The organism is Kribbella sp. NBC_01484, from assembly GCF_036227145.1.
Lineage (GTDB): Bacteria > Actinomycetota > Actinomycetes > Propionibacteriales > Kribbellaceae > Kribbella.
Map to the genome: position 1 here is coordinate 749392 of NZ_CP109437.1, position 21829 is coordinate 771220.

The 21829-nt window shown below is 69.1% G+C and carries 21 protein-coding genes; 7 read left to right on the forward strand and 14 right to left on the reverse strand.

Going from position 1 to position 21829, the window contains the following annotated elements; translation table 11 throughout:
- The first annotated feature begins 7 nt into the window (after positions 1–7).
- From pspAB to OG555_RS03580, 3 genes are all read left to right on the forward strand, one after another.
- Entirely contained in the window at positions 8–571 is a 564-nt protein-coding gene (gene pspAB / locus OG555_RS03570; RefSeq protein ID WP_329481134.1) for a PspA-associated protein PspAB, read from the forward strand.
- A 77-nt stretch (positions 572–648) separates the two neighbouring features.
- Complete coding sequence (locus OG555_RS03575; protein ID WP_329481137.1) at positions 649–1794, forward strand: Mrp/NBP35 family ATP-binding protein; 1146 nt, start codon at positions 649–651, stop codon at positions 1792–1794.
- Positions 1795–1839: 45 nt separating this feature from the next.
- A complete protein-coding gene (locus OG555_RS03580; protein WP_329481139.1) occupies positions 1840–2940 on the forward strand; it encodes a GNAT family N-acetyltransferase in 1101 nt (366 codons plus the stop codon).
- Here OG555_RS03580 and OG555_RS03585 read toward each other — a convergent pair.
- On the reverse strand, positions 2914–3525 hold the full coding sequence (locus tag OG555_RS03585) for a TetR/AcrR family transcriptional regulator (protein WP_329481141.1): 612 nt from the start codon (positions 3523–3525) through the stop codon (positions 2914–2916). The two genes, OG555_RS03580 and OG555_RS03585, sit on opposite strands and share 27 nt — an antisense overlap.
- 90 nt (positions 3526–3615) lie before the next feature.
- On the opposite strand from OG555_RS03585, the gene OG555_RS03590 reads away from it, so the two are divergent.
- Positions 3616–4101, forward strand: coding sequence for a hypothetical protein (locus OG555_RS03590; protein WP_329481143.1), 486 nt, complete (start codon positions 3616–3618; stop codon positions 4099–4101).
- 4 nt (positions 4102–4105) lie between these two features.
- Here OG555_RS03590 and OG555_RS03595 read toward each other — a convergent pair whose 3' ends face one another.
- The 7 genes from OG555_RS03595 to OG555_RS03625 form a co-directional block, all read right to left on the reverse strand.
- Positions 4106–4444 carry a sec-independent translocase gene (locus OG555_RS03595; RefSeq protein WP_329481145.1) on the reverse strand — a complete coding sequence of 113 codons (339 nt, stop codon included), beginning with the start codon at positions 4442–4444 and terminating at the stop codon, positions 4106–4108.
- Between the two features lie 120 nt (positions 4445–4564).
- Entirely contained in the window at positions 4565–6049 is a 1485-nt protein-coding gene (locus OG555_RS03600; protein ID WP_329481147.1) for a S1C family serine protease, read from the reverse strand.
- Between the two features lie 80 nt (positions 6050–6129).
- On the reverse strand, positions 6130–7185 hold the full coding sequence (locus OG555_RS03605) for a transcriptional regulator (protein ID WP_329481149.1): 1056 nt from the start codon (positions 7183–7185) through the stop codon (positions 6130–6132).
- A gap of 3 nt (positions 7186–7188) precedes the next feature.
- Positions 7189–7800 (reverse strand): anti-sigma factor family protein, encoded by a 612-nt coding sequence (locus tag OG555_RS03610; RefSeq protein WP_329481151.1) that lies wholly within the window; start codon positions 7798–7800, stop codon positions 7189–7191.
- Positions 7797–8465 (reverse strand): RNA polymerase sigma factor SigE, encoded by a 669-nt coding sequence (gene sigE, locus OG555_RS03615; protein ID WP_329481153.1) that lies wholly within the window; start codon positions 8463–8465, stop codon positions 7797–7799. Before sigE ends, OG555_RS03610 begins: the two co-directional genes overlap by 4 nt.
- A 150-nt stretch (positions 8466–8615) precedes the next feature.
- Complete coding sequence (locus OG555_RS03620) at positions 8616–8837, reverse strand: biotin/lipoyl-binding carrier protein (protein ID WP_329481155.1); 222 nt, start codon at positions 8835–8837, stop codon at positions 8616–8618.
- Positions 8838–8897: 60 nt separating this feature from the next.
- On the reverse strand, positions 8898–11972 hold the full coding sequence (locus OG555_RS03625) for a sugar-binding protein (protein ID WP_329481157.1): 3075 nt from the start codon (positions 11970–11972) through the stop codon (positions 8898–8900).
- Between the two features lie 98 nt (positions 11973–12070).
- Here OG555_RS03625 and OG555_RS03630 point away from each other — a divergent pair, with 98 nt between their 5' ends.
- A complete protein-coding gene (locus OG555_RS03630; protein WP_329481159.1) occupies positions 12071–13066 on the forward strand; it encodes a LacI family DNA-binding transcriptional regulator in 996 nt (331 codons plus the stop codon).
- Positions 13067–14037: 971 nt separating this feature from the next.
- On the opposite strand, the gene OG555_RS03635 is transcribed toward OG555_RS03630, so the two are convergent.
- From OG555_RS03635 to OG555_RS03655, 5 genes are all read right to left on the reverse strand, one after another.
- Positions 14038–14910 (reverse strand): NAD-dependent epimerase/dehydratase family protein, encoded by an 873-nt coding sequence (locus OG555_RS03635; RefSeq protein ID WP_329481161.1) that lies wholly within the window; start codon positions 14908–14910, stop codon positions 14038–14040.
- Entirely contained in the window at positions 14907–15791 is an 885-nt protein-coding gene (locus OG555_RS03640; RefSeq protein ID WP_329481163.1) for a carbohydrate ABC transporter permease, read from the reverse strand. The genes OG555_RS03635 and OG555_RS03640 overlap by 4 nt, the downstream gene beginning before the upstream one ends.
- Positions 15788–16687, reverse strand: a complete 900-nt coding sequence (locus OG555_RS03645) for a carbohydrate ABC transporter permease (RefSeq protein WP_329481165.1) — start codon at positions 16685–16687, stop codon at positions 15788–15790. The genes OG555_RS03640 and OG555_RS03645 overlap by 4 nt, the downstream gene beginning before the upstream one ends.
- Before the next feature lie 61 nt (positions 16688–16748).
- Positions 16749–18122, reverse strand: coding sequence for an extracellular solute-binding protein (locus tag OG555_RS03650; RefSeq protein WP_329481167.1), 1374 nt, complete (start codon positions 18120–18122; stop codon positions 16749–16751).
- A gap of 80 nt (positions 18123–18202) precedes the next feature.
- Complete coding sequence (locus tag OG555_RS03655; RefSeq protein WP_329481169.1) at positions 18203–18733, reverse strand: ABATE domain-containing protein; 531 nt, start codon at positions 18731–18733, stop codon at positions 18203–18205.
- 72 nt (positions 18734–18805) lie between these two features.
- Here OG555_RS03655 and OG555_RS03660 point away from each other — a divergent pair, with 72 nt between their 5' ends.
- Positions 18806–19987 carry an MFS transporter gene (locus tag OG555_RS03660; protein WP_329481171.1) on the forward strand — a complete coding sequence of 394 codons (1182 nt, stop codon included), beginning with the start codon at positions 18806–18808 and terminating at the stop codon, positions 19985–19987.
- Here OG555_RS03660 and OG555_RS03665 read toward each other — a convergent pair.
- Positions 19974–20846, reverse strand: coding sequence for an SIS domain-containing protein (locus tag OG555_RS03665; RefSeq protein ID WP_329484764.1), 873 nt, complete (start codon positions 20844–20846; stop codon positions 19974–19976). The genes OG555_RS03660 and OG555_RS03665 overlap by 14 nt on opposite strands.
- Before the next feature lie 110 nt (positions 20847–20956).
- Between OG555_RS03665 and OG555_RS03670 the strand changes: the two genes are divergently transcribed.
- Positions 20957–21739 (forward strand): DeoR/GlpR family DNA-binding transcription regulator, encoded by a 783-nt coding sequence (locus tag OG555_RS03670; protein ID WP_134108530.1) that lies wholly within the window; start codon positions 20957–20959, stop codon positions 21737–21739.
- The last annotated feature ends 90 nt before the right edge of the window (positions 21740–21829 follow it).

A 21829-nucleotide genomic window follows, 5' to 3' on the forward strand; every position in this document is an offset into this window, starting at 1 on the left:
TCGACCTATGGGCCTTCTCGACATCCTGCTCGGCCGGAGCAAAGCCGTCCCGCCGAACCTCGATCAGCTGTTCTCGCTTCCGTCGGCCGCGATCACCCTGGAGACCGCGGCCGGCTTCCGTCCGACCGGAAGCGGTTCGGTCTGCTTCAAGGCGGCCGAAGGCGGTGGCTTCTCGACGCTGCGCGAGGAGGTCGACAAGCTGCTCGCCCTCGACGACGGCAAGTTCACCAGCCACACGGACTCCTACGGCTTCACGTGGCTGGTCCGCGAGACCACTCCCGACAACATCGAAGGCCTCGTCACCGACCTGCACGGCGTGAACACCTCCCTGGTCGACGCCGGCTTCGGCTCCGCCCTGCTCTGCACCCTGGTCGCCTTCACCAACGGCAGCCAGTCACTCGGCCTGGTCTACCTGTACAAACGCGGCTCCTGGTACCCGTTCGCCCCCACCGGCCAGGACCGCCGCGACAACGCCACCGAACTCCAGATCAAGTCCCTCCTGGCCACCGATCTCCGCCTCGAACAAGACCTGGCCCGCTGGTTCCCCGTCTACGGCGCCCCCGGCCTGTGAGGTAAGGGTTGCCTTCCTGGAGGTACGTCACACGGACCGTGGTCGGGTGGGTTCGGGGGAGCACGTAGCCTTGGGGTATGGCTCCCACTGCTGATCAGGTGACCACGGCGCTCGGTGGTGTGCTGGATCCGGAGATCAAAAAGCCGATCACCGATCTGGGCATGGTCGAGTCCGTCGTCGTGCGAGAAGACGGCGTGGTCGCCGTACGGATCCTGCTGACCGTCGCCGGCTGTCCGATGAAGGACACGCTCCGGCGTGACACCACGGCCGCGGTCAGCAAACTCGAGGGCGTCACCGGGGTCGAGATCGACCTGGGCGTGATGTCGGCCGAGCAGCGGGCGGCCCTGCAGACACAGTTGCGCGGCGGCGTGGCGGAGAAGGAGATCCCGTTCTCCCGGCCGGACTCGCTGACCAAGGTGTTCGCGATCGCGTCCGGCAAGGGCGGCGTGGGCAAGTCGTCGGTGACGGTCAACCTCGCGGTCGCGATGGCCCAGCAGGGACTCTCGGTCGGCGTTCTCGACGCCGACATCTACGGGCACTCGGTGCCGGCCATGTTCGGTGTCGCGGACGAGCGGCCGACCGCGGTGGACGACATGATCATGCCGGTGCCCGCGCACGGCGTGAAGGTGATCTCGATCGGCATGCTGAAGCCGAAGCGGGACCAGGTGGTCGCGTGGCGCGGCCCGATCCTGGACCGCGCGCTGGTGCAGATGCTGGCGGACGTGTACTGGGGCGACCTCGACGTACTCCTGCTCGACCTGCCGCCGGGCACCGGCGACATCGCCATCTCGGTCGGCCAGCGGCTGACCAGCGCCGAGGTGATTGTGGTGACGACGCCGCAGGAGGCCGCCGCCGAGGTTGCCGAGCGGGCCGGAACGATGGCGCAGATGGTGCACCAGCGGGTCGCGGGCGTCGTCGAGAACATGTCGTACCTGCCCTGCCCGCACTGTGGTCCCGAGCACCGGATCGAGATCTTCGGCTCCGGCGGCGGGACGCGGGTCGCGGAGACACTGACGGCGCGGCTTGGCTACAACATCCCGCTGCTCGGGGAGATCCCGCTGGACGAGCGCCTGCGCAGTGGTGGCGACCTGGGCAACCCGCTGGTCGCTACTGATCCGGAGGCCCCGGCAGCGCAGATCCTGGACCAGATCGCCGCGAAGCTCGGCGGCCGCCCCCGCGGCCTGCTCGGCCGCCAACTCGGCCTGTCCCCCGTCGGCCGCTGACCCTTGCCTGGTTGGTGAGACCCTGCGGGGTTGTTGACTGGCCGGGTGCCGATTCCTGCTGAGCATCCGGTCCTGACCGACGGCGTGGTCACGCTGCGGGCTCCCCGACCCGACGACCTACAAGGCCAGATCGACCGCCAACGCGAGGACCCGGGCCGCGGCTTCGACGAGGACGACGCGCGGCGCTGGATCGGCTACGGCATCGTCGAAGCCTGGGCGAAGCGCGAGCGGCTCCTCTTCATCGTCGAGTACAAGGGCCGGTACGCCGGTTCCGCCGCGCTGGAGCCGGACGGCAACGGCAACGCACGCATCCACTACAGCCTGTCGGAATGGGCTCGAGGCGCCGGCGTGGCGAGCCGGGCGGTGCGGCTGCTGCTGGAGTTCGGCTTCACCACCTGCGGGTTTCACGTCGTCCACTGGTGGGCGCGGGTCGGCAACTGGCCGTCGCGGCGGGTCGCCTGGGCGACCGGGTTCCACCTCGGTGAGACGATCCCCGCGCTGGCCGAGGAAAGCGGCCGCCGGGTCGACGCATGGACGGCCTGGATCGGGCCGCCCGATCCCCGCAGGCCGCGCCAGCCGTGGTACGAGCACCCGATCCTGGAGACACCACGCTTGCGGTTGCGCACCTGGCGTGCGGACGAGATCCCGCGGATCACGACCGCTCGCACCAACCAGGCGACCGCTCACTTCCTGCTGTTCATCCCGCAGCCGTTCACCGCGGAGGACGCGCGGTTCTGGTTGAGGGACATGGCCGAGCAGGCCGCCGCCGGCCGCAGGTTCAACTGGTGTGTGGCCGATGCCGAGACGGACCAAGGGCTGGGAAACCTCACCCTGTTCGGGATCCATCGCGACCAGGTGCGCGACGGCGAGCTCGGCTACTGGTTGCATCCCGACGCGCAGGGCCGGGGCGTGATGGCCGAGGCTGTCGAGCGGGTTGCGCAGTGGTACTTCGCCGCGGAGGACGCCGGCGGCTTCGGCGGTCGGAGGCTGTTCATCCGCACGGCCGCCAGCAACACAGCCGCCCGCCACACCGCCGAGAAGGCGGGCTTCCAACTGACCGGCACCGAACGCGAAGCCTTCCCCCTCTCCACCCACCTCGACGGCAAAGTCACCTACGACCTACTGGCCGCCGACCTCTCCGGCTGAAGACCAGATGGTGCGTAGGGGTGTCAGCCCGTCTTCGACATAGTCGGCGATCGGGTGGTCGCCGCCCTCGACGTACCACTGCTCCAGGGCGGCGAAGTAGCCGAAGACCAAGGCGTTGGCGGCCACGCGGGCCTGGGTCTCGGTGAACTCGCCGGTGCGCGCCATCAGAGGGGCGATGCGTTGGCCGGCGCGGTCCAGGGCGGCGCAGGCGGCCATCCGGACCGATGGCTCCTGGAAGAAGTAGCGCACCCGGCGCCAGGGGCTCCGCTCGGCCCGTGAGGTCTCACTGTCGTCGGGTGCCGCTTCGTACCTGAGCACGATCTGCACCAGGCTGCCGACGGGATCGTTGAGATCGAGGATCTCCTCCAGCGCCTCCTGGCTCATGTTGTCGAACTCGTCGGCGACCAGGATCCCCTCCTTGGTACCGAAGTAGCGGTAGACCGACGACGGCGAGACCTCGGCCGCGGCGGCGATCTCCTCGATGGTGACCGCGGCGAAACCCCGCTCGTCGAACAGGTCGAGCGCGCACTCCTGGATGGTGCGCCGCGCCTTCACACGCCAGCGTTCCCGCAGTCCGGTAGCCATAGCGGCACCCTAAGAGACAGCCCCACGCTTCAGCAAGTCACTGTCTAAAACTCTTGACGTTGAGGGCGGCGCGTTCGTACAGTCACTGGCATGAGACAGTCACTATCTGAAAATCCCCGAGTCGAGACGCAGGCAAGAGGAGGCCGGCGTACGGCGTTGCTCGCCGTGGTGCTCTCGATCGTCCTGGCCGCAGCCGCGATCGCAGACCAGACCGGCAGCCGCACCCTCATCGACCACGCCACCACCGCCTACGCGTCGTACGGCAAGCAGCCGTCCGCGGGCTTGCTCTACGGCCTCGTGTACGGCGTTGCCGTGGTCGACGCGTTGCTGTGGTTGCTGGTGGTGGGCGTCGCCCGCGCGAACCGGCGGGTCGCCGCGACCCTGGGCGTGCTGGTCGTCCTGCTCACCGCAGGCCTCGCCGCGCTCCTGCTGGCGTCCTCCGAGTACGGAGTCCGCATCTTCCCGCCGCTCTGGGGCACTCTCGCGCTGCTACCAGCCGTCGCGGGCGTCGCCGCCGTCGCGCTGCTCTTCCGGCGCGATCAGGGCGTGTCTGCTGGACCATCAGACACGCCCTAGCCGGTCAGGTCGACTCGGGGTCGTACGGCGGCTTCTGGCCGGCCGGGAGGCGTTGCGGGGCGGAATCGCTGAAGTCGGCGACCGCCTTGTCGTCGAGGTCATCGGAGCCCTCGAGCAGGTGCTTGCGGACGAAGTTCTTCGGGTTCAGGTCCTGCAGGTCGAGGTCGGCGAACTCCGGGCCGAGCTCGTTGCGCAGGTCGTTCTGCGCGGTGGTGACCATCTGGCGGACCTGACGCAACAGCCGGCCCGCGGTCCGGGCGAACTCCGGCAGCCGGTCCGGGCCGAAGACGAGTACGGCGACGATCGCGATCACGACCAGCTCCAGCGGCCCGATGCCGAACATGTCCCCACCTCTCTGTACATCGTCGTTCCAGCCCACATTCCCAACGCCGACAAGGGTATCCGCAGTCCGGTCACGCCGCCTGCCGGGTCAGCCTCACGCGTCTCGCCGTACCAGTGAAGCTCAGCCGATCTGCTGAGCCAAGGTGAGGTTCACCTGCCGGGCCTTCCCGCCGCGCTCATAGATGATCCGGACGCTCTCTCCCGGCTGATGCGTCCGGATGGCGACGATCAGCACCTCGGCGGAGTCCACTGTCTGACTGTTGATCGACGTGATCACGTCACCGACCCGCAACCCGGCCTTCGCCGCCGGGGAACCCGCGCTCACCGCGCTCACCCGGGCCCCGCCTTCGAACGTCATGTCCACACTCGCCCCGATCACCGGGTACGACGCCTTGCCGGTCGCGATCAACTGCTGCGCGGTCCGCCGGGCCTGGTCGATCGGGATCGCGAACCCGAGCCCGATGTTCCCACTCTGCTCCTCCGAACCACGCACGGTCGCGATCGCGGAGTTCACCCCGATCACCCGCGCGTTCATGTCGACCAGCGGGCCGCCGGAGTTGCCCGGGTTGATCGCCGCGTCGGTCTGCAGCGCGTTGATGTACGACGTCTGGTCCACGCTGTCGCCCGTGGTCACCGGGCGGTTCTTCGCCGAGATGATCCCCGACGTGACCGTGCCGGCCAGCCCGAGCGGCGAGCCGATCGCGACCACGTCCTGCCCGACGATGGCCTGGTCCGACCGGCCGAACTGCACCGACGGCGCGTCCAGGCCAACAACCTGGACGACGGCCAGGTCGTACGCCGGCGACCGGCCGACCAGCCGTGCGGTCGAGTTCTTGCCGCTCTGGGTCACGACCTGGATCGAGCCGCCGCTCGCCGCGGCCGCGACGACGTGGTTGTTGGTCAGGATGTGCCCGAGGTTGTCGATCACGAAGCCGGACCCGGTGGCATCGGAGCCATCGGCGCCCTGGACCTTCAACTGGACGACACTCGGCAGCAGGGTGGCGGCGACCGCGGAGACGGATCCGGTCCGGATCTTCGGGTCGGTGCCGGTGCCGACCGGCGTGTTGGGCTGATCGGCGACCGGGGTGCCGTGGTTGTCGAGCGTGACGACGGTCGCGGCCGCACCGGCGCCGGCGATCACCCCGATCACCAGCGCGACCACCGCCGCGATGATGATCACCCGGTTGGCCTTCGGCGGCGGGGCCGGCGTGTACGCACGGGCCTGCTGCTGGTGCCAGTCGAGCGGTGGCGGCGGGGTGTACGTCGGCCGGTACGCCGGTTGCTGCGTCGGCCACGCCTGACCCGGGTACACCGGCCGGAAGGTCGGCTCCTGCGCTCGTACGTTCTGGGACAGCTCATCGCGTCCGGGTGGCTTGCCGAAGCTGCGCTGCGTCACGGAGCGTCCGTTGGTCTGCCGATACGCCGCGTCACTGCCCGGCGGCGGGATCGGTGCGTTGCCCGCAGCCGGCGTCGGCGGCGTGAGTGCGGTCAGGGGTGATGAACCGGCAGGAGGACCAGCGGGGGGCGTGCCGTTGGTGGGCAGGATCGCGGTCGGCTCCGCGGTCGCGGGGTTCGGAACTGTCGGCTCGGCGTCGTCGCTGGTCACGGTCCCCGCCTCACGTCATCGTCGTGGTCGTCGGTCGGAGGCCCCTGCTCGGGGTGACCGAGAGGCACTTCCAGATTCGATTATCCCAGTTTCCCGGACAGAGCACCCATCGGAGTGAGCCAGGTCGCGATTTTGGCCAGCCCGGTGCCCATTCGCTGGATGGCGGTGAGCTTCACGGGCACGTCGTGCGGGAACGCGCGGACCACCTGGCCGAGCATGTCCGGCGGCAGATCCCCGATCAGCGTGTAGACGATTCCTCCGGACGACCAGACGACGTACGACGGCATCCCGTAGCGGAGGTAGACACCCGGGCTCTCGGTGCTGCTGAACCCGGTGACCGCGGCCGGATCCAGCGCTCCCCGCTGCTCGAAGAGCGAGACATTGAACAGCCCGTCGGAGTACGAGAACTGCAGTGACCCGTTGCTGGTGTCCTTGTGGACGTCGTACAGCGTGAGCGACGCGGGCAGCTCCGGGGCGCAGACCCAGCCGGCCGAGCGCAGGTCGCCGACCTTTCCCATGCCCATCGACTCGACCCCGTTGGGCATCATCGGCGGCAGGTGCCCGAGGAACTCCGAGTCCTCGATCTCCAGCTCGGTGAACACCGTCGCCCGGACCATCGTCGTGCCGTCCACGCTGAACAGCTGCCGCTGCAGCAGCAGTCCGGTCGCCGTGTCGATCCAGAACCTGGCCGCCAGCGTCTGGTCGTCCCGCAAGGCCTCCACCAGTACGGCGGTCCGCCCGATGGTGTCCGTGCAGCATTTGTAGACGAGCTGGTACGTCGCCTGCAGCAGAGTCAGCGGCCCACCGTCGATCGCCGCCCCCGTGGTCGTCGCGCGCTGCACGAACGCTTTGGCGCCCGGTGCGGACGACGAGCCGACCACGCTGATCTCGGAGCCCTGCGAGGCCGCGTGCACGATGTCGAGCATGGCCGAGCTCGCGCCGTGTGGTCCCCACGCGGTGATGATCTGCGTGCCGTGGTACGAGACCCGGTTGGGCGCCGCGGCGGCCTTCTTGAGCCAGCTGATCGCCGTCGGCGAGTCCGCACGCGAGACACCAGGCGTCGCGAAGGCGGGCGTGGGCAGGCCGAAGCCGATCAGAGCTGTGCTGACCAGTACGGCGAGCCGGGAGAGGCTCACGGGTCAGCGTCCTGTCAGGGCCACCGGCTGGAGCGTCGGGCTCAGCCCTGCGTACCCAGTCCCGTTGTAGGAGTTCAGCAGCGCGACCGGGTCGGCGAACGGCGCTCCGCCCGTCATGCTCGCGTGGTCGGACGAGAAGCTCGCGACCGGTGGCTGCAGCGCGGGCGGCTGCTCCGAGCGGGCCGGGTCTCCGACGACGAACGCCGTACCGAGCAGGGATGCGACGGCGGCAGCGGAGCCGGCCGCACCCAGTACGCCGGTGCGCCGCCGGGAGCGCGTGGTCCGGGGTGCGCCCGGCCGGGTGCCACCTGAGCGCCCGGACGGGAACGCGGACCGCTGCGGGAAGAGCGTGACCGCCGGCGTGAGCACCGGACGGACCTCCTCACGCGGCTCTGGGGAGAACGACGAGACGCCCATCAAGCGCTGCATCAGGTCGGTGGACGGGTCCGGCGACTCCAGGGCCGCCATCCGGGCCTTGAGCCGGCGCTGCGCGTCCACCTCGGCGCGGCAGGTGTCGCAGCCGACCAGGTGGCTCAGCACCTTGTCCCGGGAGTCGTGGTCGAGTTCGCCGTCGACGACGGCGCTGAGCTTGTCCAACGGGTGTTGCAGGGTCATCGGTGCTCACCTCCACCGATCAACGGTCCGTCGGCGGGCGGACCGCCGACCCGGGTCTGCCCGGATCGCGGGGCCCGGTGCTCGAGGTGCTTGCGCAGCATCGACCGGCCGCGGTGGATCCGGCTGCGGACGGTGCCGAGCTTCACATCCAGCACGTCGGCGATCTCGTCGTACGTCATGCCCTCGATGTCGCAGAGCACGACGGCGGCGCGGAAGTCCTCCGGCAGCGCGTCCAGCGCGTCCTGCACATCGTGGTCGAACAGGTCCGAGTCGAGCTTCTCGGCCGGGCCCTCGCCCTTGGCCGGAAGCCGGTCGTGGGCGTCGTCGGGCAGGCCGTCGAAGCGGATCCGCTGCCGGCGGCGGGCGCCGTCCAGGAACAGGTTCGTGGTGATCCGGTAGAGCCAGCCCTCGAAGGTCCCCGGGGTGTACGACGACAGCGAGCGGAAGACCCGGACGAAGACCTCCTGGGTCAGGTCCTCGGCGTCGTGCTTGTTGCCGGTCAGCCGGTACGCGAGCCGGTAGACGCGGGCGGAGTGGGTGCGGACGATCTCGTCCCACGACGGCAGCGCGTCCGGAACGGGCTCGAACGCAGGCACCGTCGGGGTGTCGAGCGGCTTCACCGCAACGCCTCCCAGGGTCCTCTCGGCAATAAGCGTGAAGGCCATGGTGCCGCGGTCACCGTCCTCTGCGCACGTCGGGAGAACCCGGGTTGGACCCTGAATTCGTCGTACGACGGCTCAACGCGACGCCCTGGCCGGAAGTTCCCGGCCAGTGCCCTCATAGGTAAAGACGCGTGGGCGGCCATTTCGGTTGAATCACTTCTCTTCTATTACCGCGATCGGGTCGCCGTCGCGGACGACTTCGCCCTCGACGACCCTCAGCTCCACGATGGTGCCGGCCACCTCGGCCAGCACCGGGATCTCCATCTTCATCGACTCCAGGATGACCAGAGTGTCCTCCGGCCCCACCGTGTCGCCGGCCTTGGCTGTGACCTTCAGCACATTGGCCACCAGCTCGGCCACCACGGTGTGACTCAACTCGTACTCCTCCGGTCGGATGTCCCGCCCCGATCCTAGGCGCGCCACCCCGGACCGGCCTCATCCGGCGCAGTTGATTGCTGGGTAGTTGACGGTCAGGCGGGTGTATTGCGGTGAGCCGTTGTTCCAGCGGTACGCCGCTGTCGTCAGCGACCCGGCGACCAAAGAGCCACCGGCGGGGAAGGCGTAGTAAGCGCCCTCGCCGGCGCCGACGGACGAGATCTTCTGTTCGCCGAGCGGAGTGGTGAAGCGGACGTCCATCGGAGCGGAGCCCGCGTTGTAGGCGTAGACCGGTAGCACTGCCGCGCCGCTCCAGCACTGCGGCCGCGCGGTCGTGGTGATGCCGAACGTCGCATCCGTCGCGCCGGCTGGTGCCGCGGGTGTCGCGTCCAGCCGGATGGCGTTGAAGCCGGCTGGATTCTTTGCCTCCGCGACGCCGGTCCCCCAGGTCAGCCAGCCACGGCGGCCGGTGCCGTCGTTCTCGTTGACCACGACGGTCGCCGACAGCAGCCGATCACCGGACGCGAACTCCAGCGTGCTCCAAGGGACTGCGACCTCGTAGGTCGTGGTGTGGGCCGACGCGTCCCGGACGACCTTCGCCTGGACGCCGGGCGGTGTCCCGGCCAGCTCCACCGGAGACCACCGCCACGTGTCCACAGTGCCCGCGTCGGTCAGCGCAGCACCGATCTCCTGCGTCCTGGTCGCTTCGCCCGGTGCACCGGCCGTCATGCCGATCTGGAGGCCGTCCCCGCCCCAGATGTTGCCGTTGCGGTTCGGCTGCGAGAACACGTCGTCGATGATCCGGGCGGACAGGTACAGGTTCTGGCTGTCATGCGTCAGCCACAGCGACCCGGACAGGTCGCTGGGTCCACCCCATCCGGTCACCGGTGGCGTCCCGGTGCCGGCCAAGGAGATCGGCGGGACCTGGCTCAGCTCCGGATCGATCACCCCGTCGAGTGTCACGGTGTGCTCGGTCGCGACTGTCGGCGTACCGACGGGCCGGAGTTGGCCTGATGCCTTGAAGAAGGCGACACCCGCGATCCGCAAGCTGGCCGCCCAGTCCGAGGCTGCCGTGACCGTCAGCGGTACGTCGGCCGACGCCGTACCGTGGGCTGCGATCGTGGTGCCGCCCAGCAGCGTCCCGGATCCGCTCCCGGACGCCCAGTCGAGTCCGGCGACCGTGTACGAGTGCGACGAGGCATTGGTGACTCGTAGCCGCAGCAGGTCCTGTCCGCTGCTGCTGAGTACGTGTGACCCGGTGACCGTCAGCGGTGCGGTCGCCGTACCGCTCGTGGTCAGGAGTGCGGCTGGAGCGCCGTCCACAGTGACCCTGGCGGAGTAGGTTCGGGCGCCGGCCGAGTTCTGCGCCGGGTAGGTGACCGGCACGGACGCCGTACCGGCCGCAGGGACGTTGCCGCTCGTCTGGCTGCCGCCGGCCTCGACAGTGAAGGCGTGTGCGGTCGAGTCCGGGTTCGTGAAGGTCAGACTGCCGCTGACCGGGTCACCGGCGATCTCCGGCGAGACCGACAGGGCAAAGCGGTTCGACGGGGCGACGCCGCTGATGGCGCCGCGTAGGTACACCGGCTCAGGCCCGGCGCTCACCCAGATGTGGCCGCCCGCATCCGCGGTCAGCGTGGTCACAGCGCCGTACATGTTCGTCACCTGGACGGTTGAGCCGGCAGGTGCCGCAGCGTTCACCAGACCGGGGGTGGCCGACCAGACCGCGTGCACACTCTGACCGCCGCCGGCGTTGAAGGCGACGTCGTACCCGTTGGTGCCGAACTTCGTCTGGCCGATCAGCGGCAGTTCGTCGATCTGCCGGGCCAGTACGGCGGTCGCGACGTACGACGGCTTGGGCGCCAGCGCACCCCGCGTGTCCTGCGTGTTGCGCACCAGACCGAACCGGTGCTCGACGTTGGCCGGGTCGGTGCCCGAGTCCATGAAGTTGTAGCCGCTGTACCGGGCCACACCGTTGCCGAAGGCAAGCAGCTCGCCGCGGACCAGGTCGCGCGCCTGGACCGGCTCGCTGACCGCCATCGGGTTGGTGCCGGTCGCCCAGCCCTGCTCGCTGATGTAGATCGGCTTGGTCGAGCCGTGCGCCGCCATGATGCTGCGGATGGTGTTGACGTAGGCGACCGACGCCTCCGGGTCGTTCGGCTGGACGTACGGGTGGATGGTGACCGCGTCGACGTAGTCCAGGCCGCCGAGGTCGGCGAACCGGGTGAACCAGGCCTGCCAGTCCGAGATGACCGCGAGCGACGGACCGGTGAGCTTGACGTCGGGATGCGCGGCCCGGACCGCCGGGCTGACCGTCTTCAGGAGCGCGATGTACTGGTCGGCCGTACCACCAGCAGGGCCGTCCAGGTCACGCCAGTTCCACTCGTTCCACAGCTCGTACGTCGTGTGCGCCGTACCGAACTCGTTGACCGCGGCCACGGCGTACCGGGTGAAGGCCTGTCGCTGCTCGTCGGTCGACGGCGCCTCGTCCGGGTAGTAGAGCGGGTTGCCGTAGTCGAGGATGTTGAGGAAGTCGACGTTGTTCGCATCCAGCGCGGCCTTGTAGTCCTTCACCTTCTGCTGGAACTGGATCACGCCGGGCGTGGTCTCGGCGCTGGCCCAGAACGCCTCGTCGCGCGCGGTCGAGATGCCGCTCATCGCCAGCAGTGGCACCGACCCGAGGCCCGGATTGGCGCCGCTGCTGAAGCCGAGCCCGGTGGCGACGCCGATCCGGGTGTCGGTCGAGGTCGAGAAGTCGTGCGGCGTGAGTACGGAGAAGTCCGTGCCGCCGTTCGTCACCCAGCCGTCGGAGGCCGTCGCGGTGAGGTCGGCCTGGTACCAGCCCGGCGTACTGATCGAGAGCGGGAGCTGGCCGTTGAGCGAGGCGGCCGAGGCCGAGCCTTTGGCAACCTCGGTGCCGGCCGAGTCCCGCACGGTCCAGCCGATGGTGGCGGCGTTGGTGGTGAAGCCGAGCTTGACCTGCTGGCCGACGGTGAACGCGTTGCCGACCGTGCTCGGCACGATGGTCAGCGTCGGCGCCGCGGCGGCGGCCGGCAGGGCCGTGGGGATCTGCAGTACGGCGGCCAGCAACAGGCCGGCCGTGAGAAGACTGATCGCGCCGGAGCGGCGACGGATCATGGAGCTCTCATCCCAGGATGCGAAAGCGATTTCGCACATCACACCTTGGCTTTCGGTGAGCCCGCTGTCAACGGCTCATCACTGACTACGATGAGGAGATGGCCGACCAGCTGATCACCCTGTCCGACGTGGCCGCTGCCGCGGGGGTGTCGCTGTCGACCGCGTCGAAGGCACTCAACGGCACCGACCGGATCTCGGCGGCGACCCGTGAGCACGTCCGCGTCACCGCGGACCGGCTCGGCTTCCGGCACAACGCACTGGCCCGGTCGTTCGCCCGCGGCCGGAGCCAGACCATCGGTGTGCTCACCCACCGCGCCTCGAACCCGTTCACCCGGGTCGTGCTGGCCACCGCCGCCACCGAGCTCGGCGCCAAGGAGCAGGCCATCCTGCTCTACGACGCGCGGATCGACGAGCAGGACGTCACCGAGAGCATCCTGCAACTGCGGGCCCGCCGGATCGACGGCGTGATCGTGATCGGCACCGGCACGTCGTTCCCGACCCCGTCGCTCACCAGCCGGTTCGACGTACCGGTGATCTACGCCTTCACCTTCACGGAGGACCCGGACGACGTCACGATCACCTCGGACGACACCGCGATCGGACGGCTCGCGGCGACCCATCTGCTGTCGACCGGCCGCCGCCGGATCGCCCACATCACCGCCGAGCCGCACGACAACGCCGCGCAGCGCCGGGCCGTGGGCGCCGGCCAGGTCCTCGCCGACGCCGGACTCGACTGGGTGACGCCGGTCCGCTTCGGCCGCTGGCGGGAGAGCTGGGGCGAGGAAGCCGCCCGCGAGGTCCTGGCCGCGGCACCCGACGTCGACGCGATCTTCTGTGGCAGTGACGCGATCGCCCGGGGCACCGAGCGCGTCGTCCGGGCGAGTGGCCGGCAGGTCCCTGGTGACGTGGCGCTGATCGGCGTCGACAACTGGGAGCAGTTGATGCACGACCAGCGCGTCAGCCGGCACCTGACCACGATCGAGGTCGGACTCGAGGAGATCGGCCGCCAGGTCGCGGCCCGCCTCCTCGAACCCGACCCCGAGCCCGGCATCCAGTACGTCGCACCTCAACTGGTCATCGCCGAGACCGTCTGACCCCCACCTCCCTCACCCGAGCCAGTTCAGGGGGTTGACCCCTGACGTGGTGGGTTGCCGCCTCAGATTCCGAGGGGGCAACCCACCCACTCAGGGGTCAACCGCTCAAATGGGGCTCTGCTGCTGGTTGTGTGGGTGATGTGGGAGGGGGTCTGGGATGCGGCTTGGCTGGTGGGGCTCGGGTGGCTGGCGTGCAGGTCGACAGGATGGTCGGTTCGGTGGTGGTGGTCGGGGCAGGCATTCCCGCGTGAACCCGGCCGGCCCGGGCAGGGCCTGGCCGACACGTCCTGTCGACCTGCACCACACCAGGCCACACCACCGGCTGCCCCAGGTCACCGGATCTGGGTCCGTCCTCCGACCAACACGCGCATACCGCCACCACCCACACCGTGAGCAGGCGAGCGCCATCTCCGGCTTGCCTGATGTGTGGGTGCTGGTGTGGTTGTGGGTGCTGGTGTGGTTGTGGGTGCTGGTCGGGGGTCAGCGGGTAGGTCCGGTGGGGGCCGTCGGTCCGGGTTTGGAGGTGGGCGAGGGGGTGGGTCACTCAGTGGGGACTGCGGACATCGGGTCCGGTGTCCGTGGTCTCGATGAGGTGTCCGAGGTTCGGGGCTGGTTGATTGGGTTGGCCGGTGTACTGACGAACGGGTAGTAGTCGGCGTCGCCCCCGCCGAACCGGCCCGCTTCCAGTCTGAACACCTCCGCCATGTCCCCGCGCAGCTGACGACTACCCGTTCGTCAGTACACCGGCCCTCCTCCGTGCCCGCGCCCCACACGCCCACGGCTCACGGGCCGCCTGCTCGAACCCGACCCCGAGCCCGGCATCCAGTACGTCGTACCTCAACTGGTCATCGCCGACACCGTTTGAGCGCCCGCTGCTTTCCCCCGAACCATTTGGGGGGTTACCGCCTGAAATAGTGGGTTGCCCACTCAGATTCCGTGGGGGCAACCCACCAACTCGGGGGTTGACCCTCTCAAATGGCGTGAGTGTCGTGGTGGTTCTCGTGGGTGGAGTGGATCGAGTGGCGCGGGGTGAACCCGAGCAGTTCCCGGGCCCGTGACGTGTCGACCAATGCGTCCCGTCCCGCGATCGGCCGCCGTACCGGAACCGTCGGGGCGTACTCGCGCAACAGTTCATCTGTGGGACGGTCGATCAGGATGTCGTCGGCGGCCAGCCCGACCACGTGGGCTCCGGTCACCGGTGACTCGAGCGCCGCGATGATCGCCCGGACGCCGTCCCGCAGATCCAGATACGCCCAGCCCTCGCGGGCCATCGTCGATGGGTCACGTTCGGCATTGGCCGCGAATCGCAGTAGTTGCTCGCGGGTCTTCACCAGTGGGAAGCGCAGGGCGATCACGTTGGTGCCCCAGCACCGCCACGCCATCCGGGCGCTCTGCTCGTCGACACTCTTCGACAGCGAGTACGGATCCGAGATGTCGGCCCGGACCTCCTCGTCGAGCGGGTAGTACGCCGGCACCACCGGATGCACGTTCATCGGTATGCCGAACGCGTTGATACTGCTCGCGATCACCACCCGGCCGATCCCCCGCTGCCCGGCCTGCGAGAGCACGTTGAACGTCGCCGCGACGTTGTTCTCGAACACCTCCTCCGGCGTACCGAGACTCGGATGCGGGATCGCGGCCAGATGCAGTACGGCGTCCACGCCGTCGAGCGCGGCCGAGACGTCGACCGGTGAGCGCGCGTCCCCGACCAGCGGGCGGTCCGCCGTACTCGGGTGGTCGTAGCGCAGAGACAGACCGGTCACGTCGTACCCGGCTGTCCCCAGACCGGCGACCGCGGCCCGGCCGATCGATCCATCCGCCCCGGTGACGAGAACATGCCTCACGCCTTGATTCCCCCGGACAGGCCCACGCCACGCAGGAACGCTCGCTGGAAGACCAGGAACAGCGCCACCGGGATCAGCAGGGCCAGGAACAGACCCGCCAACTGGATGTTGAGCTCCGTCACCTTGGCGATCTTCGGCAACGCCACCGAGACCGGTTGCAGATCGGGATTCGTCAGCACCAGCAGAGGCCACAGATAGTCCTTCCAGGAAGAGATGATGCTGAGCAGCAGGACCACACCGAGGATCGGACGCGACAGCGGCAGCACGAGTGAGGTGAACACCCGCAGCGAACCGGCACCGTCGATCCGGGCCGCCTCGAAGTACTCCCGCGGGATGCCGTCGAAGAATCGCTTCACGATCAGCACGTTGAACGCACTGGCCGCGGGTGGGAGCCAGACCGCCCAGAACGTGTTGGTAAGGTTGCTGTGCACCACTGGGAGCTTCAGCACGGTCAGATACAGCGGGACGAGCGAGACGATGTGCGGCACGAACAGCGTCACCAGGATCGCCGCGGACAACACCGGTCCCCAGCGCGGCCGGAGCACGCTCAGCACGTAGCCCGCCGTCGTACAGATGATGAGCGACGCCAGCGCCGTACCGGCCGCGATGATGGCGGTGTTGCCGAGGTAGTAGCCGATGTGACCCTGTTGCCAGGCAGTGGCGAGGTTCTGCCACTGCACCTTGCCGGACGGGAAGAACGCGAGTGGCTGCCGAATGCTGTCCTGGGTCGGTGAGATCGCTGCCTTGAGCAACCACAGGAACGGGCCGAGGCCTGCCACCAGCAGACCGGCGAACACCACGACCTGACCGATGACGAACGGCAGGCGGATGCGGGTCTGCCGGCGGTCCGAGTCCGACAGCGCGCCGCGCTCGCCGCTCACTCGGAACTCCAGCCACGCGTCGCGAACTGGAAGACAGCCGACAGTGCGGCGAGTGCCAGCGCCAACAGCACGCTCAACGCGGTAGCGGCGCCGTAGTCACCGTTGACGAAGGCGTAGTTGTAGATCAGCAGCAGGATGGTGGTCGTCGCTCCCTGCGGTCCTCCCCCGGTGAACAGCAGCGGCTCGGTGAACAGCTGCATGGTGCCGATCACCTGCAGGAGCAGCATCAGCAGCAGTACGCCGCGCAGATGCGGCAACATCACGTGCCACACCCGGCGGACCACGCCGGCGCCGTCCAGTTCGGCCGCCTCGTACAGATCGGCCCGCACCGAGGTCAGAGCGGCGAGGTAGATGATCACCGCGTTGCCGGCCCCGGCCCAGGTCGCCTCCAGCACGATCGAGGGCATCGCCGACGACGGACTGTCCAGCCAGAGGAACGGTCCCAGCCCGAACACCCCGAGGATGCTGTTGAACATCCCGTTCGGCGACGGGTCGTAGAAGAAGCGCCACAACAGGATCGCCACCACCGGCGGAGTGATCACCGGCAGGTACGCGAGTGTCGTGTGGGCCCAGGACCGGCCGCGCAGCTCGGACAGGAACATCGCCAGCAGGATCGGCAGCGGGAAGCCGAACAGCAGCGCCAGCAGGGTGAACCAGACCGTGTTCATGGTGGCCTGACCGACCGCGGGGTCGGTCAGGACGTACCGGAAGTTCTCCAGTCCGACCCAGCGCACCGGATCGATCAGGTTGGTCTGCTGCAGGCTCATCACGAGCCCGCGGACGATCGGGCCCCAGGAGAAGACCAGGAAGATCAGCACAACCGGCAGCGCGAACACCACTGCCGGGACGCCGTTCCGGGCCCGTCGCAGCAGCCCCCGGTTCAGGCGCCGCCGCACCCCGGTGTCCCGGGCAGGCGCCGAGACACCGGTCGGGCGAGTGGTGGTTGCGGTAGGCAACTCAGCGCCCGAGTTTGGCGTTCACCGTGCCGGCGGCCTTGGTCAGCAGCGCCGGGATGTCGGCCTTCTCGTTGCCCAGCACGGTCTGCACCACCGGGTCGAGCGCGGCGTACACCTCTTGGGCCTTCACCGGCGGCTCGGGCACGATCTTCTGGTCGGCCGCGACCTTCGTGTACGGCGCGAAGTTCGCCAGCGGCACGTTCACGTACGGCTTGATCCACGACTGGTACGTCGCGTACTGGTCGGCCGCCACCACCGGGAGACCCGGGACGCCGACCGGCTGCTTGGCCGCCACGCCGTTCTTGGCGCTGGTGACCGCCAGGTCCTGGTTCACGTACTTGTTCAGGTAAGCGAACTTGATCCACTTGATCGCGGCCGCCTTCTCGGCGTCCGTCGCGGTCGGGCTGACGATCTGGACGCTGCCGCCGCTGAGGGTGCCGTGGTCGCCGCCCTGCTGCGGCATCGGGCCGATCCCGAAGGCCGAGGCCTTGAGCCCGTTGGTGGTGACCAGGGTGCGGTAGGCGTCCGGCGCGGACATGTACATGCCGATCTTGCCGGCCGCGAACACCTTGGAGATGCCGTCGATGTCGTAGAGCACGGCCTGGCCCATCAACTTGTCGACCCACTTCATGTCGTGCAACGCCTGCAGCGCGGCCCGGGACGGCGCGTCGTCGAAGGTCGCCTTGCTGCCGTCGGTGGTCTCGATCGTGCCGCCGAACGCGTAGGTCTGGGTGGTGAACATCCAGCCGCCGGTGTTGTTCGTGGTCATCTGCGCGTACCCGGCCTGGCCGGTCGCGGCGGTGATCTTCTTCGCGTCCGCGCGGACCTCGTCCCAGGTCGCCGGCGGCTTGTCCGGATCGAGCCCGGCCTTGGTGAACAGGTCGCGGTTGTAGATCAGGCCGACCGAGTACGCCGCAGTCGGGACGGCGAACACGTTGCCGGACTGGTCCTGGGCGATCTTCAGCACCGACGGGTTCAGCTCGTCCAGCAGGCCGTCGTCCTTGAGCGCCTTGGTCAGGTCCGCGACCTGCTTGCGGGCGATCATCCCCTGCGGCTCGGTGAACGGCACATTCAGTACGTCGGGCAACTGCCCGCCGGCCGCCTGGGCCTGGAACGTGGTCGGATCCCAGAGCGTCTCGACCGGATTGAGCTTGATGTCCGGGTTCGCCTTCTGGAAGTCGGCCACCTTCTGGTCGTACTGGGCCCGGTTGGCCGGATCGGAACTCGTCGGGCGGTCACCGACCGTGATCGTCACCTGTCCACCGGCGCCGGATTCACCGGCCGAGGACGGGCTGCTGGAGCAGGCCACCAGCCCCGCCAGCAGGAGAGCGGAGGTCGAAAGCGCTGCGGTGGAACGGATTGCGGTTCTGGTCATCGGAACTCCTCAGCGGGGATGGCGGTCAGCGAGCCGACCGTTCCGCAGAGTAGCGCAAGCGCTTTCGCAAATACTAGACCTCAAGCGCGACGAGCTCGATACGTTGCGACTCTGGTGCGGCTCGCGCAGGTTGGGGTGCAGTACTTGCGCGGCCGTCGCTCGGCCGGATTGACGAAGACCCGCTCGCAGTCCACGGCCGCACACGAGCCGATCGCGGCGAACCCACGGCCGGCCGCGAAACTCGCCAGCCCGAGCGCCGCTGTCGCCGCCAGCCACTCGGCCCAGGTCGCGTCCGGCTTCGCCACATGCAGATGCCACGGCGCCCCGTCATGCTCGGACAGATACGGCCGTACGGCGTACTCCGTGAGCAACTCGTTGAGCGTGCTGGCCGCATCCGCCGGATCGGCATGGAAGACCGGCCGGATCTGCTCACGGACCGCGCGGACTGCGGCCAGGTCGCCTTCGTCCAGCTCGATCGGGTCGGACTCGCCATGCGCGAGCAGGAAGTCGCGGACCGCATCCGGTGTCGTCAGTTTCTCCGGGTCACGGGTGCGGGTGTTGACCAAGTCGACCGCGAGCCGCACCAACCGGTCCGGTGTCTGAATCTCCACTGACCTCTCCCATCGGTAACGCCTTTGATAGCGTAACGCGTAACTGCCACTATTGCGTTACAGGAGGATGGCGTGCCCAGCTACTACCTGGCAGCGACCCTGGCGAGGTTTGCCGACGAGATGGTCGCGTTCACGCTGGTGCTGCTCGTCCTGGACCGCACGGACAGTCCCGCGCTGGCTGGGATCACCGGAGCCGCTTACGCGCTGCCCGCGGTGGTGACCGGCCCGCTCCTCGGTGCGTGGCTCGACAGGACGCCGTACCGCCGGAGTGCGCTCGTACTCAACCAGGCGGTGCTGGGCGTGGTCATGCTCAGTCTGCTGGGCGTGGTCGGCCATAGCGCGCACTGGATCACTCCAGCGCTCGCAGCGGTCGCCGGCGCGACGCTGCCGATGGTGAGCGGCGGCTTCACCAGCATGCTGCCGAGTCTGGTCTCTCGAGCTCGGCTAGCTCGGGCCAACTCGCTGGAAGCCGCGAGCTTCGGCGCCGCCACCATCACCGGTCCGGCGACGGCCGCCACGATCGCAGCGACCGTGTCGGTGGAGGCCGCGGTCCTGGTCATCGCGGCGGCCGCAGTACTCAGCATCTGCGCCATCACCCGGCTGCCTGCGCTCCCGCCCGCCGGGACCAGCGGCGAGCCCTTCATGGCATCGGTGATCGGCGGTCTCACCCACCTCGCGCGCACACCGCGGCTCAGGGCGTCCACTGTGACCACAACACTGCTCATGGGCGTGACCGGCTTCCTGCTGATCACTCTGCCGCTGCACATGGCGGCACTCGGCATGCCGCGGTCCGCTGCGGGCTATCTGTGGACCGCACTGGAGATCGGCAGCATCACGACCGCTCTGCTGCTCGGACGGCTCCAGACTCGCTGGCGTCCGGAGCACGTCGTCATGGTGTCCGTCGCGGCCTATGGCCTCACTCTGACCACCTGGCCGCTTGCCGCGAGTTTCCCCGTACTCCTGCTGTTGGCTGCGCTGTCCGGGTTGCTGGAGGGGCCGACGCTGCCCGCCATGTTCGCGGCCCGGCAGCGCTACAGCCCCGAGTCACTCCAGGGCCGCGTCAGCACCACAGCCGCCAGCCTCCGCGTCGGCGCAGCCGCCTTGGGCCAAGCTGCCGGCGGCCTCCTCGTCCCAGCCATCGGCACCCACAAAGCCCTGCTGGTTGTAGCCTCCGGCCTCGTCGCGGCGGCAGTCCTCGGCCGCGTCGCCGCGATCTCGAGGACGGCCGCCGCGCCCGCCCTCAGTCGAGGATGACGGAGCGGGTGAGGCTGCGGGGCTGGTCCGGGTTCAGGCCGAGGGCGAGGGACTTGGCGACGGCGACTCGTTGGGCCACCACCAACGACGCCATCGGGTCGAGGTCCGGGTGGTGTACGACGGTCGCGCCGGTAGCGGCGACGTCGTCGAGCAGACCGGCCGGAGCCTCGCCGAAGACCCAGACGCCACGCCCGGCCTGGGCGATCGCGATCGGGCCGTGCCGGTAGTCCATCGCCGGGTAGGCCTCGGTCCACGCCGACGCAGCCTCACGCTGCTTCAGGGCGGCCTCGTGGGCCAGACCGACGGTCCACCGGGTGCCGACGTACGTGACCTGCTCGAGCTTCGCGAGATCGTCCACGTCGATGGTCAGCGCGGTCTGAGCGTCCGCGCTAGCCTGCGTGAGGTCCTCGCCCAGCGACGCGCGCAGCAACGCCAGCGTCGTGGTCGCGAAGCGGGTCTGCACGACGGACTGCTCGTCGGCGAAGTCGAGCATGATGGTCTGGTCGGCCAGCTCGACGATCGGCGAGCCGGGGGTCGCGGTGATCGCGACCGTCGGCAGGTCCGTGGCCCGGATCAGGTCCAGCACCTCGGTCGTCGTACCCGACCGGCTGATCACGACCACCACGTCGTACGCGCGGCCGGCCGGGAACTCCGATCCCGCGAACGCGTCGGTCTCACCCTGGCCGAGGTCCTCGCGCCGGGCGGCGTACGCCATCGCCATGAACCACGACGTGCCGCAGCCGACGGCCGCGACCCGCTGACCGGGCTTCGGCAACGAACCGCCGTACTGCGCGAAACCGTCCGCGACCTGTCGCCAGAGGTCTGGTTGAGTGGCGATCTCAGTGCTCACAAAAGGCATCTGCGTCATGTCGTCTCCGCACTTGTCATGGTCGAAACTGCTCGAACGTGATCGAATGGTGCCAACCAGCCGCCACCCGGCTGACCGATTGTGTGAAGGAGGAGCCCCGGGTGAAGCGTTATGAACGCCTGAACACCTTGCTCGAGTCGCTCGCCGAGAAGGGCGCCATCGACGTCGACGAGCTCGCCGAGCAGTTGCACGTGTCCGCGGCGACGATCCGGCGCGATCTCGACCACCTCGGCAAGCAGCAGCTCCTCACCCGGACCCGCGGCGGCGCGGTCGCCAACGCAGTGTCGTACGACCTCCCGCTGCGCTACAAGACTGCGCGTTTCGCGTCCGAGAAGCAGCGGATCGCGCAGGCCGCGGCCACGCTGGTGCGGCGCGGCATGGTGATCGGGATGAACGGCGGCACCACCATCTCCGAGGTGGCGCGCACGCTGGCGACCCGGCCGGAGCTGTCCGCCGAGCACGGCGAGCCGGCGTTCACCCTCGTCACCAACGCGCTGAACATCGCCAACGAGCTGATCGTCCGGCCGCACGTGAAGATGGTGCTCACCGGCGGCGTCGCGCGGCCGCAGTCCTACGAGATGATCGGGCCGCTGTCGCACCGGATCCTGTCCGACCTGTCCCTGGACATCGCCTTCATCGGCGTCGACGGGATCGACGAGACCGGCGCCACCGCCCATCACGAGGGCGAGGCGAACATCAACCAGCTGATCGTCAGCCGGGCCGCGAAGGTGGTCGTGGTGGCCGACTCCTCCAAGCTCGGACAGCGCGCGTTCGCCCGGATCTGCGAGCTGAGCGAGATCGACACGCTCGTCACCGACGCGCAGGCCGACGAATCCCAGCTGACCGTCTTCAAGGAAGCCGGCATCGACGTCATCCGCGCCTGACCGCACTCCGCACCTCCCTCACTGGGCCCGGTCTTGTCTCGTGTGACGATCATATCTGATTCAAGGCCGCGTGTAATGAGCAAGAGTGCG

What these genes read in the sequence shown, in the direction of transcription:
- pspAB (WP_329481134.1), top strand. Translation starts at nt 8, where the DNA reads ATGGGCCTTCTCGACATCCTGCTCGGCCGGAGCAAAGCCGTCCCGCCG.
- OG555_RS03575 (WP_329481137.1), top strand. Translation starts at nt 649, where the DNA reads ATGGCTCCCACTGCTGATCAGGTGACCACGGCGCTCGGTGGTGTGCTG.
- OG555_RS03585 (WP_329481141.1), bottom strand. Translation starts at nt 3,525, where the DNA reads ATGGCTACCGGACTGCGGGAACGCTGGCGTGTGAAGGCGCGGCGCACC.
- OG555_RS03590 (WP_329481143.1), top strand. Translation starts at nt 3,616, where the DNA reads ATGAGACAGTCACTATCTGAAAATCCCCGAGTCGAGACGCAGGCAAGA.
- OG555_RS03595 (WP_329481145.1), bottom strand. Translation starts at nt 4,444, where the DNA reads ATGTTCGGCATCGGGCCGCTGGAGCTGGTCGTGATCGCGATCGTCGCC.
- OG555_RS03610 (WP_329481151.1), bottom strand. Translation starts at nt 7,800, where the DNA reads ATGACCCTGCAACACCCGTTGGACAAGCTCAGCGCCGTCGTCGACGGC.
- sigE (WP_329481153.1), bottom strand. Translation starts at nt 8,465, where the DNA reads ATGGCCTTCACGCTTATTGCCGAGAGGACCCTGGGAGGCGTTGCGGTG.
- OG555_RS03625 (WP_329481157.1), bottom strand. Translation starts at nt 11,972, where the DNA reads ATGATCCGTCGCCGCTCCGGCGCGATCAGTCTTCTCACGGCCGGCCTG.
- OG555_RS03630 (WP_329481159.1), top strand. Translation starts at nt 12,071, where the DNA reads ATGGCCGACCAGCTGATCACCCTGTCCGACGTGGCCGCTGCCGCGGGG.
- OG555_RS03650 (WP_329481167.1), bottom strand. Translation starts at nt 18,122, where the DNA reads ATGACCAGAACCGCAATCCGTTCCACCGCAGCGCTTTCGACCTCCGCT.
- OG555_RS03665 (WP_329484764.1), bottom strand. Translation starts at nt 20,846, where the DNA reads ATGCCTTTTGTGAGCACTGAGATCGCCACTCAACCAGACCTCTGGCGA.